This is a genomic window from Klebsiella sp. G-Nf4 (assembly GCF_002810615.1).
In the GTDB taxonomy this organism is placed as follows: Bacteria; Pseudomonadota; Gammaproteobacteria; order Enterobacterales; family Enterobacteriaceae; genus Klebsiella; species Klebsiella variicola.
The window spans coordinates 147,906-162,004 of record NZ_PION01000007.1 but is presented as its reverse complement, the minus strand read 5'-3'; the positions used below and the strand labels follow the sequence as shown (position 1 = coordinate 162,004).

Here is a 14,099-nt window from a genome sequence, read left to right as displayed (position 1 = left end):
AATTTTGGTGGAGCTAAGCGGGATCGAACCGCTGACCTCTTGCATGCCATGCAAGCGCTCTCCCAGCTGAGCTATAGCCCCACAGGACCTCTTTACGAACCAAATCTGCTGGGTGCAGAATTTGGTGGAGCTAAGCGGGATCGAACCGCTGACCTCTTGCATGCCATGCAAGCGCTCTCCCAGCTGAGCTATAGCCCCGTAACGTAAAGCGTGTCGTGTTGACGGGCGGCATAATATGAATTCCTCGCTCAGGTGTCAACGGCAAAATTATCCTTCACTATTCAATCGCTGAAAAAGCAGGCAACTCGCTGACATTGCGAGCCTTATCGCAGCCAGAAGTTAAACAGGTCACTTTTTCACGTAAAAGGATGCTATAACATGGGCAGCTAATTCCCATACATTTACTCAGGAAATAGTATGCTCAAGGAACGAATGACACCTGAAGAAATCGCCCATCTGACCGGCTACAGCCGGCAAACCATCAATAAGTGGGTGCGGAAAGAAGGATGGCAAACCTCTCCGCGGCCTGGCGTCCAGGGTGGCAAAGCGCGGCTGGTCCATGTCAATGAGCAAGTCAGGGAGTTTATCCGCAGCGCTCAGCGCGTGGCAGAGACACCGGGCGCCTATTCTACCCACGACAGCGATCTGGAATCGCTGCTGCTGACCCTTAGCAAAGAGCTCACTCCCAGCGAGCAGAAGCAGCTTATGTCGCTGTTGCTACGCGAAGGGATCACCGGATTACTGCTTCGGTTAGGGCTCCGCGATCGGTAAACCATGATGAAACTGAAAGATAAAATGACACCCGCAGAGCTCGCCGACTGCCTGGGACTCGCCAGACAAACGATCAATCGCTGGGTTCGCCAGCAAAAATGGCGCACGGAAGCGATACCCGGCGTCAAAGGAGGACGCGCGCGACTGGTGGTCATCGACAAACCAGTGCTCGAATTTCTGACCAATGCGCCTGCCAGGCGCCATCTGTTTACCGACAATCATTTGGCGGAATCGCCAGGCGCGTATCTGGTCAATGAGGCTGACGTGGTCTGGCGGCAAATCACGGAAACCCTGCAACTGATGACCCCGGCCGAACAGCTGCAGCTTCGCGATCTGCTGGCCCGGGAAGGGATTAGCGGCTTTCTTGCCCGCCTCGGCATCACCAGCCCGGCGTAACAGACAAAAAAAACGGCAGGAGTAACCTGCCGTTGTTTCATCCACGTCCCAATCAGGACGCCTGACCTTCACGTTCAGCGATAAAAGCCAGCGCTTTGTTGATACGCTCAACGCTACGGGATTTACCGATAGCGTGGACGGTGACATCAAGCGCAGGAGACTGCCCTGCCCCGGTAACCGCCACGCGCAGCGGCATACCGACTTTACCCATGCCGACTTCCAGCTCATCAGCGGTTGCCTGAATCGCGTGATGGACGTTCTCCGCTGTCCAGTCGCCGATCGCCGCCAGCTTGTCGCGAACCACTTCCAGCGGCTGACGCGCCACCGGACGCAGATGTTTCTTCGCCGCATCGGCGTCGAACTCAGCGAACTCTTCATAGAAGTAGCGGCAGCTCTGAGCAATCTCTTTCAGCGTTTTGCAACGCTCGCCCAGCAGTTTTACCAGCTCGGCCAGCTGTGGGCCATTACGGGTATCGATATTTTCCTGCTCGATGTGCCACTGCAGATGCGTCGCCACGTATTCCGCCGGCAGCGTATTGATGTAGTGATGGTTCAGCCACAGCAGTTTGTCGGTATTGAACGCACTCGCAGATTTGCTGACTGCGCCCAGCGAGAAGAACTCGATCATCTCTTCACGGGTGAAGATCTCCTGATCGCCATGGGACCAGCCCAGACGTACCAGATAGTTAAGCAGCGCTTCCGGCAGATAACCGTCGTCACGATACTGCATCACGCTCACTGCGCCGTGGCGTTTGGACAGTTTTTTACCGTCATCACCGTTGATCATCGACACGTGCGCGTAAACCGGCACCGGCGCATTCAGCGCTTTGAGGATGTTGATCTGGCGCGGCGTGTTGTTGATATGATCTTCACCACGGATCACGTGGGTGATCGCCATATCCCAGTCATCCACTACGACGCAGAAGTTGTAGGTCGGGGAGCCATCGGTACGGCGAATGATCAGATCGTCCAGCTCCTGGTTGCTGAACTCAATCGGTCCGCGGATCTGGTCGTCAAAAATAACCGATCCTTCCTGCGGGTTGGCGAAACGCACGACACACGGCTCATCATCAGTATGATGCTCGTGACTATGGCGGCAGCGGCCATCGTAACGCGGCTTCTCACCGTTCGCCATTTGCTCTTCGCGCAGCGCTTCCAGACGCTCCTTCGAGCAATAGCATTTATAGGCGGTGCCGGCTTCCAGCATCTCATCAATCACGTTGTTATAACGATCGAAACGTTTGGTCTGGAAATACGGGCCTTCATCCCATTCCAGATTCAGCCAGTTCATGCCATCCATGATGGCTTCAATTGCTTCCGGGGTGGAGCGTTCAAGATCGGTGTCTTCAATACGCAGCACAAACTCACCGCCGTGGTTACGAGCAAAAAGCCAGGAATAGAGAGCAGTACGCGCACCGCCAACGTGCAGATAGCCTGTTGGGCTTGGCGCGAAGCGAGTTTTGATTTTCATGAATTGGCCTTACGTTTAATAAAGATGCCGATAGCCGGCAATGTCCGGTGGAAATTATGGGTCAATATTCTAACACCGTGGGCTGATTCCTCAATGTTGTTCCCGTCGGAACGTCACGGTTTGCCATTTTTGTTTATAAATCATGCTATGCCGCCGGTTTTGCGATCGCTTTGTTTAATTTTACGACGAACGAACGAATTCTTTAGAAAAGGCGTTGACTCATTTTCAACTCTCCCTATAATGCGACTCCACACAGCGGGGGTGATTAGCTCAGCTGGGAGAGCACCTCCCTTACAAGGAGGGGGTCGGCGGTTCGATCCCGTCATCACCCACCACTACTTAACGTAGTCTCCGCCGTGTAGAACAGAAAATTGAGAAGTGGGTGATTAGCTCAGCTGGGAGAGCACCTCCCTTACAAGGAGGGGGTCGGCGGTTCGATCCCGTCATCACCCACCACTTTCTCGCCAGCTGGATTTTCTGTCAAAATGTGAAGTACCGAAGTGGGTGATTAGCTCAGCTGGGAGAGCACCTCCCTTACAAGGAGGGGGTCGGCGGTTCGATCCCGTCATCACCCACCACTTCGGGTCGTTAGCTCAGTTGGTAGAGCAGTTGACTTTTAATCAATTGGTCGCAGGTTCGAATCCTGCACGACCCACCAATGTAAAAAGGCGCCCTAAAGGCGCCTTTTTGCTATGCGCCGAACTCAACGATTCGACAAAATTGTCGGGAACAATTTTGAACAACGCGGCAGCGTTGGCCCGCAGGGCGAGTCTCAGGATGAGACGAGTTTCTCTGCCGCAGGTTCGGGTCGAACGCAGTGAGACAACGGAGCCGCTTGCGGCGACGGCCCGAAGGGCGAGGCGAAGCCGAGTCATCCTGCACGACCCACCAATGTAAAAAGGCGCCCTAAAGGCGCCTTTTTGCTATGCGCAGTTTGCGGCCCTGCCGCGAGTTCCCCCCGCAGCACTCCCCCTGTCAGCGCTGATACAGCGGATCTTCCACCCTCGCAGCGGTTAAGTTTGCCCCTTCTTCACGCACAATTTCCCATAACGCCTGAGCGGCGGTCGACAGCGAGCGATTTTTCCGGCATGCCAGCATCAGCTGCCGCTCCATCACCGGGGTCAGCCGCTTCACCGTCAGATGGTTCCCCTGCGGTAACGGCAGCGCCAGCGCCGGCAGAACGCTGATGCCAATTCCCGATTCTACCATCGGAAACAGCGTTGCCGGGTGACCAATCTCCTGCACAATGTTCGCCCGGATAGCCAGCCTGCTAAGGGCCGCATCAATCAGCGGACGGCTGCCGGAGGCATAGTCCTGCAGGATCAGTCTCTCATCCTGCAGGGCTTGCCACGGCACCTCCGTCAGGCTGGCAAAAGGATGATCCTCCCGGCAGAGCAGCAAAAAGGGTTCCGCGAGGACCACTTCACATTGCAGATCTGCCGCCGGGCCAGGGTCAATCACAATGCCGAAATCCACTTCCCCATGGCGAATACTCTCCAGCACCCACTGCTGTGGCCGGTCGTGCAACACAAAATCGATATCAGGATAACGACGGTTGCTGTGAGCAATACACTGCGGAATCAGGTGGGCGGAAATCGTCTGACTGGCGGCGACCTTGACGGTACCGCTCATCTGCTGGCCGACGCGCCCGGCGTCACGCAGGGTAATCGTCAACTCATCGAGCAAACGCTCCAGTCGCCCCGCCAGCTGCTGACCCGCTTCGGTAAGCACGACTTCGCGAGTGGTACGGTCGAGTAGCCGGACGCCGGTCTGGTGCTCCAGCTCCTTGACGCTATGGCTGACGGCCGACTGACTTAAGCCAATCATCTCCCCTGCCCGGCTGAAGCTTCTGGCCCGGGCGACGGTGACGAATACTTTTAACTGACGCAGAGAGTAATTCATCTTTTTTATTCATGAATAGATGCAATAAATCAATTTTATTTCTCAAATGAAAAAAAGCACAATAGCGCATCTCTTTTCAGGAGCGTTTATGAAACTTTTCCGCATTCTCGATCCGTTTACGGCAACCCTGGTCACCGTTGTCCTGCTGGCCTCATTCTTCCCCGCCCGTGGCGCTTTCGTTCCCTTCTTTGAACATCTGACCACCGCCGCCATTGCCCTGCTGTTCTTTATGCACGGCGCTAAACTCTCCCGGGAAGCGATTATCGCCGGCGGAGGCCACTGGCGTTTGCATCTGTGGGTGATGTGCAGCACCTTTATACTCTTCCCGGTACTCGGGGTTCTGTTTGCCTGGTGGGCGCCGGTGAATGTCGATCCGATGCTCTACAGCGGCTTTATCTATCTGTGCATTCTGCCGGCCACCGTGCAATCCGCTATCGCCTTTACTTCGCTGGCCGGAGGCAACGTCGCGGCGGCGGTGTGCTCAGCCTCGGCCTCCAGCCTGCTGGGGATCTTTGTTTCACCGCTGCTGGTGGGCGTCCTGATGAACCTTCATGGCGCAGGCGGCAGCCTGGAGCAGGTCGGTAAAATCATGCTGCAGCTGCTGCTGCCTTTCGTACTCGGTCACTTATCGCGGCCGTGGATTGGCAACTGGGTGGCGAAGCATAAGAAGTGGATTGGTAAGACCGACCAGACCTCGATTCTGCTGGTGGTTTACTCCGCCTTTAGCGAGGCGGTGGTGAATGGCATCTGGCATAAAGTCGGTCTGGGATCACTGCTGTTTATCGTGGTGGTCAGCCTGGTGCTGCTGGCCATTGTCATCGCCGTTAACGTGTTCGTCGCCCGCCGCTGCGGCTTTAACAAAGCCGATGAGATTACTATCGTCTTTTGCGGTTCGAAAAAGAGTCTGGCCAACGGCATCCCGATGGCCAATATTCTCTTCCCGACCTCCATCCTCGGCATCATGGTGCTGCCGCTGATGATCTTCCACCAAATCCAGCTGATGGTCTGCGCGGTGCTGGCGCGGCGCTACAAGCAGCAAACCGATGCGCGTCTCGCTGAGGAAAAGGCCAACGCCGCCAAAGCTTAACGCGCTTTCTTCAGGGGCTGAACCAGATCGCTCAGCCCCTCGGTTTTAATCAGCAGGGTCAACGCCATCAGCTCGCCGAGATGACCGGCAGGAAACTGATCCTTACGCGCAAACCACAGTAAATACTCTTCCGGGACATCGATTAAACGACGTCCCTTGTATTTACCGAACGGCATCTCGGTATTGGCTATTTCAACCAACTGCGCTTTATCCACGTTATTCTCCCAGCAGGCGCATCATTTCGGCTTCATCAATCACCTCAATGCCCAGCTCCTGCGCTTTCGCCAGCTTAGAACCCGCCGCTTCGCCGGCTATTACCAGGTCAGTTTTCTTCGACACGCTACCTGCCACCTTCGCCCCCAGCGCGACGAGACGCGCTTTGGCGTCATCCCGCGACAGCTGGCTCAGGCTGCCGGTCAGGACCACGGTTTTACCCGCAAACGGGCTATCAATCTCTTCCGCTTTCACCACGACTGGCGCTGGCCAGTGAACGCCTTCGGCCAGCAGCTGTGCGATGACATCGCGGTTGCTCTCTTCGGCAAAGAAGTTGAAGGTATGGGTGGCAACCACGATGCCAACATCAGGGACCTTTTGCAGCTCCTCAATGGAAGCCTGCTCCAGGGCTTCAAGAGTGCCGAAATGCGCCGCCAGGGCCGCCGCCGTCGCTTCGCCTACCTCGCGAATACCCAGCGCGTAGAGAAAGCGTGCGAAGGTCGTCTCTTTGGCTTTTTCCAGAGCATTGACCACATTTTGCGCGGACTTCGGCCCCATCCGATCCAGCCCGGTGAGTTTCCCGGCGCTCAGGCGAAACAGATCCGCCGGAGTATGGACGTACTCTTTCTCCACCAACTGGTCGATGATCTTGTCGCCCATGCCGTCAACGTCCAGCGCGCGACGGGAGACGAAGTGCTTAAGCGACTCTTTACGCTGCGCGCCGCAGATAAGGCCGCCCGTACAGCGGGCTACCGCCTCGCCTTCCACTCGCTCAACGTCGGACTGACATACCGGGCAGTGGGTCGGGAAGACAACATCCCGGGCATCCGCCGGACGCTCGGAAAGCACCACATTGACCACCTGCGGGATCACGTCGCCTGCCCGGCGAATCACTACCTTGTCGCCGATTTTCAGACCTAAGCGTTCGATTTCATCGGCGTTATGCAGGGTGGCATTGCTCACCAGCACGCCGGCGACATGGACCGGCTCCAGGCGCGCCACTGGCGTGATCGCCCCGGTGCGCCCAACCTGGAACTCCACATCCCGGACGAAAGTCATCTGCTCCTGTGCCGGGAACTTAAAGGCCACGGCCCAGCGCGGCGCGCGGGCCACGAAACCCAACTGCTCCTGGAGCGCCAGCGAATCGACTTTGATCACCACGCCATCAATGTCAAAGCCCAGATGAGGACGATCTTCCTCGACTTTACGATAGTAAGTGAGCACTTCCTCGGGAGTATGGCACAGGGTGACGCGATCGCTCACCGGCAGTCCCCAGGCTTTGAACTGCTGCAAACGGGCCGAGTGGCTGGCCGGCAGCTCACCGCCCTCCAGCACGCCAACGCCGTAGCAGAAGAAAGTAAGCGGTCGCTTCGCCGTGATGCGCGGATCGAGCTGGCGCAACGAACCCGCCGCCGCATTACGCGGGTTAGCAAACACTTTTCCGCCGGTGCGGCGCGCTTCTTCATTGATTTTTTCAAACCCGGCCTGGGGAAGGAAAACCTCACCACGCACCTCAAGACGTGCCGGGATATTCTCGCCATGCAGCTTGAGGGGGATAGTGCGAATGGTTCGCACATTGGAGGTAATATCCTCGCCGGTGGTACCGTCGCCGCGGGTCGCGGCCTGCATCAGTACGCCGTTTTCGTAGAGAATACTCACCGCGAGGCCGTCGAGCTTAAGCTCGCAGCAGTAGGTGAGATCGTCAGTGCTTTTCAGGCGATCCTGTACCCGCTTGTTGAAGGCGAGAAAGCTCTCTTCATCAAACACGTTGTCCAGCGACAGCATCGGCACTTCATGGCGGATCTGGCTGAAGGCAATCAGTGGCGCCGCCCCCACCCGCTGAGTCGGCGAGTCCGGGGTAATCAGCTCCGGATGTTGACTCTCCAGCGCGCGCAGCTCGCGCATCAGGCGGTCATATTCCGCATCGGGCACTTCCGGCGCGTCCATAACGTGGTACAGATATTCATGATGGCGAAGCGTGGTTCGCAGTTCAGTCAGTTGTTGTTCGATCAGTTCCATATCACACCATCAATGATAAAAAACCCCCGACAGGCGGGGGTTGAGAAGGAGTTGAGATAACGCGGGACGTCAGGCGTTCGCGTCTTTCACTTCGCGAATACGATCCTGGTATTCACGCAGTTTTTGCGGCGTCATCATGCGACGCTGATCGTCAAGCACCACGCCGCCCACTTCATCGGCGATATACTGCGCAGACTGCAGCATCAGCTTGAAGTTCTGCAGTTCATCACCGTAGGAAGGGACCTGCATAAAGATAGTCACCCCAGGGGTCATCATGTCCGCCATGCTGTCCGGATTGAACGTCCCCGGTTTCACCATGTTGGCCAGGCTGAACAGCACCGGACCGCTGCCATCCGGGCTCAGATGGCGGTGGAAAATATTCATTTCACCAAACTTGAAGCCGGCCTGCTGGATGCTGTTGATCAGCACCTCGCCGTTAAGCTGTGCGCCATGATGGGCGGCGACGTTCATCACAATGACCGTCTCTTTACGCTCTTTCGGCTGCGGCGGCTCTACCGGCTGCGGTTCGGCGACGGCTGGCTGCGGCGTGGCAACAGGCTGTGGCGCAGGCTGCTGCGGGGCAGCGGGCTGCGGCTGAGCGACGGTCGGCGTCACCGGCTGCGGTGCGACAGGCTGCTGCACAACGGGCTGCGGCTGATGTTGGGGTTGCACGGGCGGCTGCGCGGGCTGCGGCTGTTGCCAGCCAGGCTGCGCAGCCACATGCGGCGCAGGCTGCTGTCCCTGCGGTTGAACCGGGGCCTGACGCGGCGATTGCTGCGGCTGGCGAACCGGTTCTTCAGGACGCACAGGCTGCTGCATCTGGCGCTCGTAAGGCGGCTGGTACTGGTGCTGCGGCGCCTGACGAGGGGCTTCATGCTCCCCATGCGCGCCGTGCGGGGCGTGAGTGACCGGATGAACGCGGACTTCACCTACGCCTTCAACATTATCATCAAAGTCTTCGTTTTCCGACTCATCGTCGCGCGACTTCATACGTTTCAGTGGGCGATCGCGAAACATCGAAGAACGTTCTTTACGGCTGGTCCAGAAACCATGTACCAGTAAAGCGATTATGGCGATCGCGCCAACAATGATTAATATCAGACGCAAATCCTGCATCATTATATTCTCTGTTGTTCTAACACCTTGCCACCACGGCAAACATTTACTCACTAAGAGTATTTGCCGATTACCTCAAGTGCAAGTGCGTCGGTGGCTTTCACCACATAAAGATGAACTAAATCGTGCTTTTTGCTGTTTTTTCGAACATTTCCTAACTGGTTATTGTCTGGCGACCCGATAAAATAAGCGAGCATTCACACTGGATGTTAAAAAAGGAGCATTGCCTGGCTATGGTTTCATCATCCGCACCGACCCCGCGTAGCGGCGTTTATTATTTTTCGCAGGGCTGGAAACTCATCGGGCTGCCGGGCATACGGCGTTATGTCTTTTTGCCTTTGCTGGTTAACGTGCTGCTGATGGGCGGAGCCTTCTGGTGGCTGTTTACCCGTCTCGACAGTTGGATCCCGTCGCTGATGAGCCATGTGCCGGACTGGCTGCAGTGGCTTAACTACCTGCTGTGGCCGGTGGTGGTGCTCTCGATTCTGCTGGTGTTTGGTTACTTCTTTTCGACTATCGCCAACTGGATAGCTGCGCCGTTCAGCGGCCTGCTGGCGGAACAGCTGGAAGCGCGTCTGACTGGCGCCACCCCGCCGGACGTCGGCGTCTTTGGCATCATGAAGGATATTCCGCGCATCATGAAGCGTGAGTGGCAGAAGCTGGCCTGGTACCTGCCCCGCGCCATCGTGCTGTTGCTGCTCTACTTTATTCCCGGCGTGGGGCAGACCGTCGCGCCGGTACTCTGGTTCCTGTTCAGCGCATGGATGCTCGCGATTCAATACTGCGATTATCCCTTTGATAATCACAAGGTCCCCTTCAAGACCATGCGCGAAGCGCTGCGCAGCCGCAAAGTGATAAATATGCAGTTTGGGGCGCTCACCAGCCTGTTTACCATGATCCCGGTGTTAAACCTGGTGATCCTGCCGGTGGCCATCTGCGGCGCCACCGCGATGTGGGTCGATTGCTATCGCGATAAGCACGCGGTCTGGAAGTAGCGTCACGCGTCTGCCCGGGAGCGGCTGAGGCCGCTCCTTATATCTCGCTTATTCCTTCTTGCTTATCATTATTTCCCTTCCGCATATAGATATGCTAAATCCTTACTTCCGCATATTCTTTAAGCGGGTATGCTGATGCCGTACCCCCAAATTTCATACAGTTAAGGACGGGCCATGAGTAAGATTTTTGAAGACAACTCCCTGACTATCGGTCACACGCCGCTGGTACGACTGAACCGCATTGGTAACGGCCGTATCCTGGCAAAGGTAGAATCTCGTAACCCGAGCTTTAGCGTAAAATGCCGTATCGGCGCCAATATGATCTGGGATGCTGAAAAGCGCGGCGTTCTGAAACCTGGCGTGGAACTGGTCGAACCGACCAGCGGCAACACCGGTATCGCCCTCGCCTACGTGGCGGCGGCCCGTGGTTACAAGCTAACGCTAACCATGCCGGAAACCATGAGCATCGAGCGCCGCAAGCTGCTGAAAGCGCTGGGCGCCAACCTGGTACTGACCGAAGGCGCAAAAGGCATGAAAGGCGCCATTCAGAAAGCGGAAGAGATCGTCGCCAGCAACCCGGAAAAATTCCTGCTGCTGCAGCAGTTCAGCAACCCGGCTAACCCGGAAATCCACGAAAAGACCACTGGCCCGGAAATCTGGGAAGACACCGATGGTCAGGTGGATGTCTTTATCTCTGGCGTAGGCACCGGCGGTACGCTAACCGGCGTCAGCCGCTACATTAAAAACACCAAGGGCAAAAAAGATCTGATCACCGTCGCGGTCGAACCGACCGATTCGCCGGTCATCTCCCAGGCGCTGGCAGGTGAAGAGCTCAAGCCGGGTCCGCACAAAATTCAGGGTATCGGCGCCGGCTTCATTCCTGGCAACCTGGATCTGAAGCTGGTGGACAAAGTGATCGGCATTACCAACGAGGAAGCTATCTCCACGGCGCGCCGTCTGATGGAAGAAGAAGGCATCCTGGCGGGTATCTCTTCCGGGGCCGCCGTTGCCGCCGCGCTGAAGCTGCAGCAAGATGAGGCCTTTACCAATAAGAATATTGTGGTTATCCTGCCTTCCTCTGGTGAGCGTTATTTAAGCACCGCGCTATTTGCCGATCTCTTCACTGAGAAAGAACTGCAACAGTAGTGCCAGCTTGTAAATAATGTGTAAAAAAGCACCTTTTCAGGTGCTTTTTTGTGGCATACGTCAAAGTTTTACCCCTCCTGGCATTGATTCACCTCGTAGGGTCTGGTATTTAACCAGCACATTTATTTTGATGCGCGAAATTATTCAGAAGAGGATTTCCGCCAGCTGAATCGATTTTATGATTTGGTTCAAGTCTTCCTTTCGCGGCATAATGTTTAATGACGTGCTAGACGTCAATGGCCCGCAGGTCTTCGCAGCGCCAGGCGCTGCCGACGCCAAGGCCGGAAACGTAACGCCGGCGCTAACAATACAGGCTAAAGTCGAGTCGTTAGACTAGACTTTAGGTCCACAACACTAAACCTATAAGTTGGGGAAATATAATGTTCCAGCAAGAAGTTACCATTACCGCTCCGAACGGTCTGCACACCCGCCCTGCTGCTCAGTTTGTTAAAGAAGCTAAAGGCTTCACTTCTGAGATCACTGTAACCTCCAACGGCAAAAGCGCCAGCGCCAAAAGCCTGTTCAAACTGCAGACTCTGGGCCTGACCCAGGGCACCGTAGTGACCCTCTCCGCTGAAGGCGAAGATGAGCAGAAAGCTGTTGAGCATCTGGTTAAACTGATGGCTGAACTCGAGTAAGTTCACGGGTTCTTTTTCATATCAGTCACAAGTAAGGTAGGGTTATGATTTCAGGCATTTTAGCATCCCCGGGTATCGCCTTCGGCAAAGCACTGCTGCTGAAGGAAGATGAAATTGTCATCGACCGGAAGAAAATTTCTGCCGATAAGGTTGATCAGGAAGTCGAACGTTTCCTGAGCGGCCGCGCCAAGGCCTCCGCCCAGCTGGAGGTCATCAAAACCAAAGCTGGTGAAACTTTCGGTGAAGAAAAAGAAGCCATCTTCGAAGGGCATATCATGCTGCTGGAAGATGAGGAGCTTGAGCAGGAAATCATAGCCCTGATTAAAGATAAGCACATGACTGCCGACGCGGCAGCCAATGAAGTTATCGAAGGTCAGGCCACTGCCCTGGAAGAGCTGGACGATGAATACCTGAAAGAACGTGCGGCTGACGTACGTGACATCGGTAAGCGCCTGCTGCGCAACATCCTTGGTCTGTCGATTATCGATCTGAGCGCGATTCAGGATGAAGTCATCCTCGTCGCCGCCGATCTGACCCCGTCTGAAACCGCACAGCTGAACCTGAAAAAAGTGCTGGGCTTCATCACCGACGCGGGCGGCCGTACCTCTCACACCTCCATCATGGCGCGTTCCCTGGAACTGCCGGCCATCGTGGGCACCGGCGGCATCACGGCGCAGGTGAAAAACGGCGACTATCTGATTCTCGACGCGGTGAACAACCAGGTTCTGGTCAACCCGTCTAACGAGCAAATTGAAGCGCTGCGTAATCTGCAGGCTCAGGTTGCGGAAGAAAAAGCCGAACTGGCGAAACTGAAAGATCTGCCGGCGATTACCCTCGACGGCCATCAGGTTGAAGTCTGCGCCAACATTGGTACCGTTCGCGATGTCGAAGGTGCTGAGCGCAACGGCGCCGAAGGCGTAGGCCTCTATCGTACTGAATTCCTGTTCATGGACCGTGACGCGCTGCCAACTGAAGAAGAGCAGTTTGCGGCCTATAAAGCGGTGGCTGAAGCCTGTGGCTCTCAGGCTGTTATCGTGCGTACCATGGACATTGGCGGCGACAAAGAGCTGCCGTACATGAACTTCCCGAAAGAAGAGAACCCGTTCCTCGGCTGGCGTGCCGTGCGTATCGCGATGGATCGTAAAGAGATCCTGCGCGATCAGGTGCGCGCCATCCTGCGTGCCTCCGCTTTCGGTAAACTGCGCATTATGTTCCCGATGATCATCTCTGTTGAAGAAGTGCGTGCGCTGAAGAAAGAGATCGAAATCTACAAACAGGAACTGCGTGACGAAGGTAAAGCATTTGACGAATCCATTGAGATCGGCGTGATGGTGGAAACACCGGCTGCGGCGACCATTGCTCGTCATCTGGCCAAAGAAGTTGATTTCTTTAGTATCGGCACCAATGATTTAACGCAATATACTCTGGCAGTTGACCGTGGTAATGATATGATTTCACATCTTTACCAGCCGATGTCACCGTCTGTACTGAATCTGATTAAGCAAGTTATTGATGCTTCTCACGCTGAAGGTAAATGGACTGGCATGTGCGGTGAGCTTGCGGGCGATGAACGTGCTACACTTCTGTTGCTGGGTATGGGGCTGGACGAATTCTCTATGAGCGCCATTTCCATCCCGCGCATCAAGAAGATTATTCGTAATACGAACTTCGAAGATGCGAAAGTATTAGCAGAGCAGGCTCTTGCTCAACCGACAACGGACGAGTTAATGACGCTGGTTAACAAGTTCATTGAAGAAAAAACAATCTGCTAATCCAAGAGATGCGCGGCCCAAATTACTGCTTAGGAGAAGATCATGGGTTTGTTTGATAAATTGAAATCTCTGGTTTCTGATGACAAGAAAGACACCGGAACTATTGAGATTATTGCTCCCCTCTCCGGTGAGATCGTCAACATCGAAGACGTGCCGGATGTGGTTTTTGCGGAAAAAATTGTGGGCGATGGGATTGCCATCAAACCGACCGGCAACAAAATGGTCGCGCCGGTAGACGGTACCATTGGTAAAATTTTCGAAACCAACCATGCGTTCTCTATTGAATCTGATAGCGGCATCGAGCTGTTCGTTCACTTCGGTATTGATACCGTTGAACTGAAAGGCGAAGGCTTCAAGCGTATCGCTGAAGAAGGCCAGCGCGTGAAAGTCGGTGACCCGGTTATCGAATTCGATCTGCCGCTGCTGGAAGAGAAAGCCAAGTCTACCCTGACTCCGGTGGTTATCTCCAACATGGACGAGATCAAAGAACTGATCAAACTGTCCGGTAGCGTGACTGTGGGTGAAACCCCGGTTATCCGCATCAAGAAGTAATGCTTGCTGCATAAAAATGGC

General features: G+C 55.4%; 13 protein-coding genes, 6 tRNA genes and 1 other RNA gene. 13 read left to right on the top strand and 7 right to left on the bottom strand.

Features of this window, described 5'->3' with window-relative positions; translation table 11 throughout:
- Nucleotides 1-5 precede the first annotated feature (5 nt).
- Nucleotides 6-81 (bottom strand) — tRNA-Ala (locus CWM57_RS15880).
- Nucleotides 82-122: 41 nt separating this feature from the next.
- Nucleotides 123-198 (bottom strand) — tRNA-Ala (locus CWM57_RS15875).
- A 219-nt stretch (nucleotides 199-417) separates the two neighbouring features.
- Between CWM57_RS15875 and CWM57_RS15870 the strand changes: the two genes are divergently transcribed.
- Nucleotides 418-771 carry a YfeC-like transcriptional regulator gene (locus tag CWM57_RS15870; protein WP_061153736.1) on the top strand — a complete coding sequence of 118 codons (354 nt, stop codon included), beginning with the start codon at nucleotides 418-420 and terminating at the stop codon, nucleotides 769-771.
- A 3-nt stretch (nucleotides 772-774) separates the two neighbouring features.
- A complete protein-coding gene (locus tag CWM57_RS15865; protein ID WP_100631051.1) occupies nucleotides 775-1,167 on the top strand; it encodes a MerR family transcriptional regulator in 393 nt (130 codons plus the stop codon).
- A 52-nt stretch (nucleotides 1,168-1,219) separates the two neighbouring features.
- On the opposite strand, the gene gltX is transcribed toward CWM57_RS15865, so the two are convergent.
- On the bottom strand, nucleotides 1,220-2,638 hold the full coding sequence (gene gltX, locus CWM57_RS15860) for a glutamate--tRNA ligase (protein ID WP_100631050.1): 1,419 nt from the start codon (nucleotides 2,636-2,638) through the stop codon (nucleotides 1,220-1,222).
- Between the two features lie 259 nt (nucleotides 2,639-2,897).
- Between gltX and CWM57_RS15850 the strand changes: the two genes are divergently transcribed.
- The 5 genes from CWM57_RS15850 (at nucleotide 2,898) to CWM57_RS15830 (ending at nucleotide 3,529) form a co-directional block, all read left to right on the top strand.
- Nucleotides 2,898-2,973 (top strand) — tRNA-Val (locus CWM57_RS15850).
- Nucleotides 2,974-3,018: 45 nt separating this feature from the next.
- A tRNA-Val gene (locus tag CWM57_RS15845) sits at nucleotides 3,019-3,094 on the top strand.
- 46 nt (nucleotides 3,095-3,140) lie between these two features.
- Nucleotides 3,141-3,216: transfer RNA gene (locus CWM57_RS15840), tRNA-Val, on the top strand.
- A 4-nt stretch (nucleotides 3,217-3,220) separates the two neighbouring features.
- A tRNA-Lys gene (locus CWM57_RS15835) sits at nucleotides 3,221-3,296 on the top strand.
- 95 nt (nucleotides 3,297-3,391) lie between these two features.
- A non-coding RNA gene (locus CWM57_RS15830) (RtT sRNA) lies at nucleotides 3,392-3,529 on the top strand.
- 84 nt (nucleotides 3,530-3,613) lie between these two features.
- Here CWM57_RS15830 and CWM57_RS15825 read toward each other — a convergent pair.
- Nucleotides 3,614-4,540 (bottom strand): LysR family transcriptional regulator, encoded by a 927-nt coding sequence (locus CWM57_RS15825; RefSeq protein ID WP_100676063.1) that lies wholly within the window; start codon nucleotides 4,538-4,540, stop codon nucleotides 3,614-3,616.
- 88 nt (nucleotides 4,541-4,628) lie between these two features.
- On the opposite strand from CWM57_RS15825, the gene CWM57_RS15820 reads away from it, so the two are divergent.
- Complete coding sequence (locus tag CWM57_RS15820; protein WP_074387906.1) at nucleotides 4,629-5,627, top strand: bile acid:sodium symporter family protein; 999 nt, start codon at nucleotides 4,629-4,631, stop codon at nucleotides 5,625-5,627.
- Here CWM57_RS15820 and CWM57_RS15815 read toward each other — a convergent pair.
- The 3 genes from CWM57_RS15815 to zipA form a co-directional block, all read right to left on the bottom strand.
- Complete coding sequence (locus tag CWM57_RS15815; RefSeq protein ID WP_002913440.1) at nucleotides 5,624-5,842, bottom strand: DUF3820 family protein; 219 nt, start codon at nucleotides 5,840-5,842, stop codon at nucleotides 5,624-5,626. The two genes, CWM57_RS15820 and CWM57_RS15815, sit on opposite strands and share 4 nt — an antisense overlap.
- Before the next feature lies 1 nt (nucleotide 5,843).
- Nucleotides 5,844-7,859, bottom strand: a complete 2,016-nt coding sequence (gene ligA, locus CWM57_RS15810; protein WP_100676062.1) for an NAD-dependent DNA ligase LigA — start codon at nucleotides 7,857-7,859, stop codon at nucleotides 5,844-5,846.
- Between the two features lie 69 nt (nucleotides 7,860-7,928).
- Nucleotides 7,929-8,978 carry a cell division protein ZipA gene (gene zipA, locus CWM57_RS15805; RefSeq protein ID WP_064171320.1) on the bottom strand — a complete coding sequence of 350 codons (1,050 nt, stop codon included), beginning with the start codon at nucleotides 8,976-8,978 and terminating at the stop codon, nucleotides 7,929-7,931.
- Between the two features lie 230 nt (nucleotides 8,979-9,208).
- On the opposite strand from zipA, the gene cysZ reads away from it, so the two are divergent.
- The 5 genes from cysZ (at nucleotide 9,209) to crr (ending at nucleotide 14,078) form a co-directional block, all read left to right on the top strand.
- Nucleotides 9,209-9,970 (top strand): sulfate transporter CysZ, encoded by a 762-nt coding sequence (cysZ, locus tag CWM57_RS15800; protein WP_061153732.1) that lies wholly within the window; start codon nucleotides 9,209-9,211, stop codon nucleotides 9,968-9,970.
- A 174-nt stretch (nucleotides 9,971-10,144) separates the two neighbouring features.
- Nucleotides 10,145-11,116, top strand: coding sequence for a cysteine synthase A (cysK, locus tag CWM57_RS15795; RefSeq protein WP_012967478.1), 972 nt, complete (start codon nucleotides 10,145-10,147; stop codon nucleotides 11,114-11,116).
- 380 nt (nucleotides 11,117-11,496) lie between these two features.
- Complete coding sequence (ptsH, locus tag CWM57_RS15790; RefSeq protein WP_002913505.1) at nucleotides 11,497-11,754, top strand: phosphocarrier protein Hpr; 258 nt, start codon at nucleotides 11,497-11,499, stop codon at nucleotides 11,752-11,754.
- 44 nt (nucleotides 11,755-11,798) lie between these two features.
- Nucleotides 11,799-13,526, top strand: coding sequence for a phosphoenolpyruvate-protein phosphotransferase PtsI (gene ptsI / locus CWM57_RS15785; RefSeq protein WP_061153731.1), 1,728 nt, complete (start codon nucleotides 11,799-11,801; stop codon nucleotides 13,524-13,526).
- Nucleotides 13,527-13,568: 42 nt separating this feature from the next.
- Nucleotides 13,569-14,078 carry a PTS glucose transporter subunit IIA gene (crr, locus tag CWM57_RS15780; RefSeq protein WP_008803873.1) on the top strand — a complete coding sequence of 170 codons (510 nt, stop codon included), beginning with the start codon at nucleotides 13,569-13,571 and terminating at the stop codon, nucleotides 14,076-14,078.
- The last annotated feature ends 21 nt before the right edge of the window (nucleotides 14,079-14,099 follow it).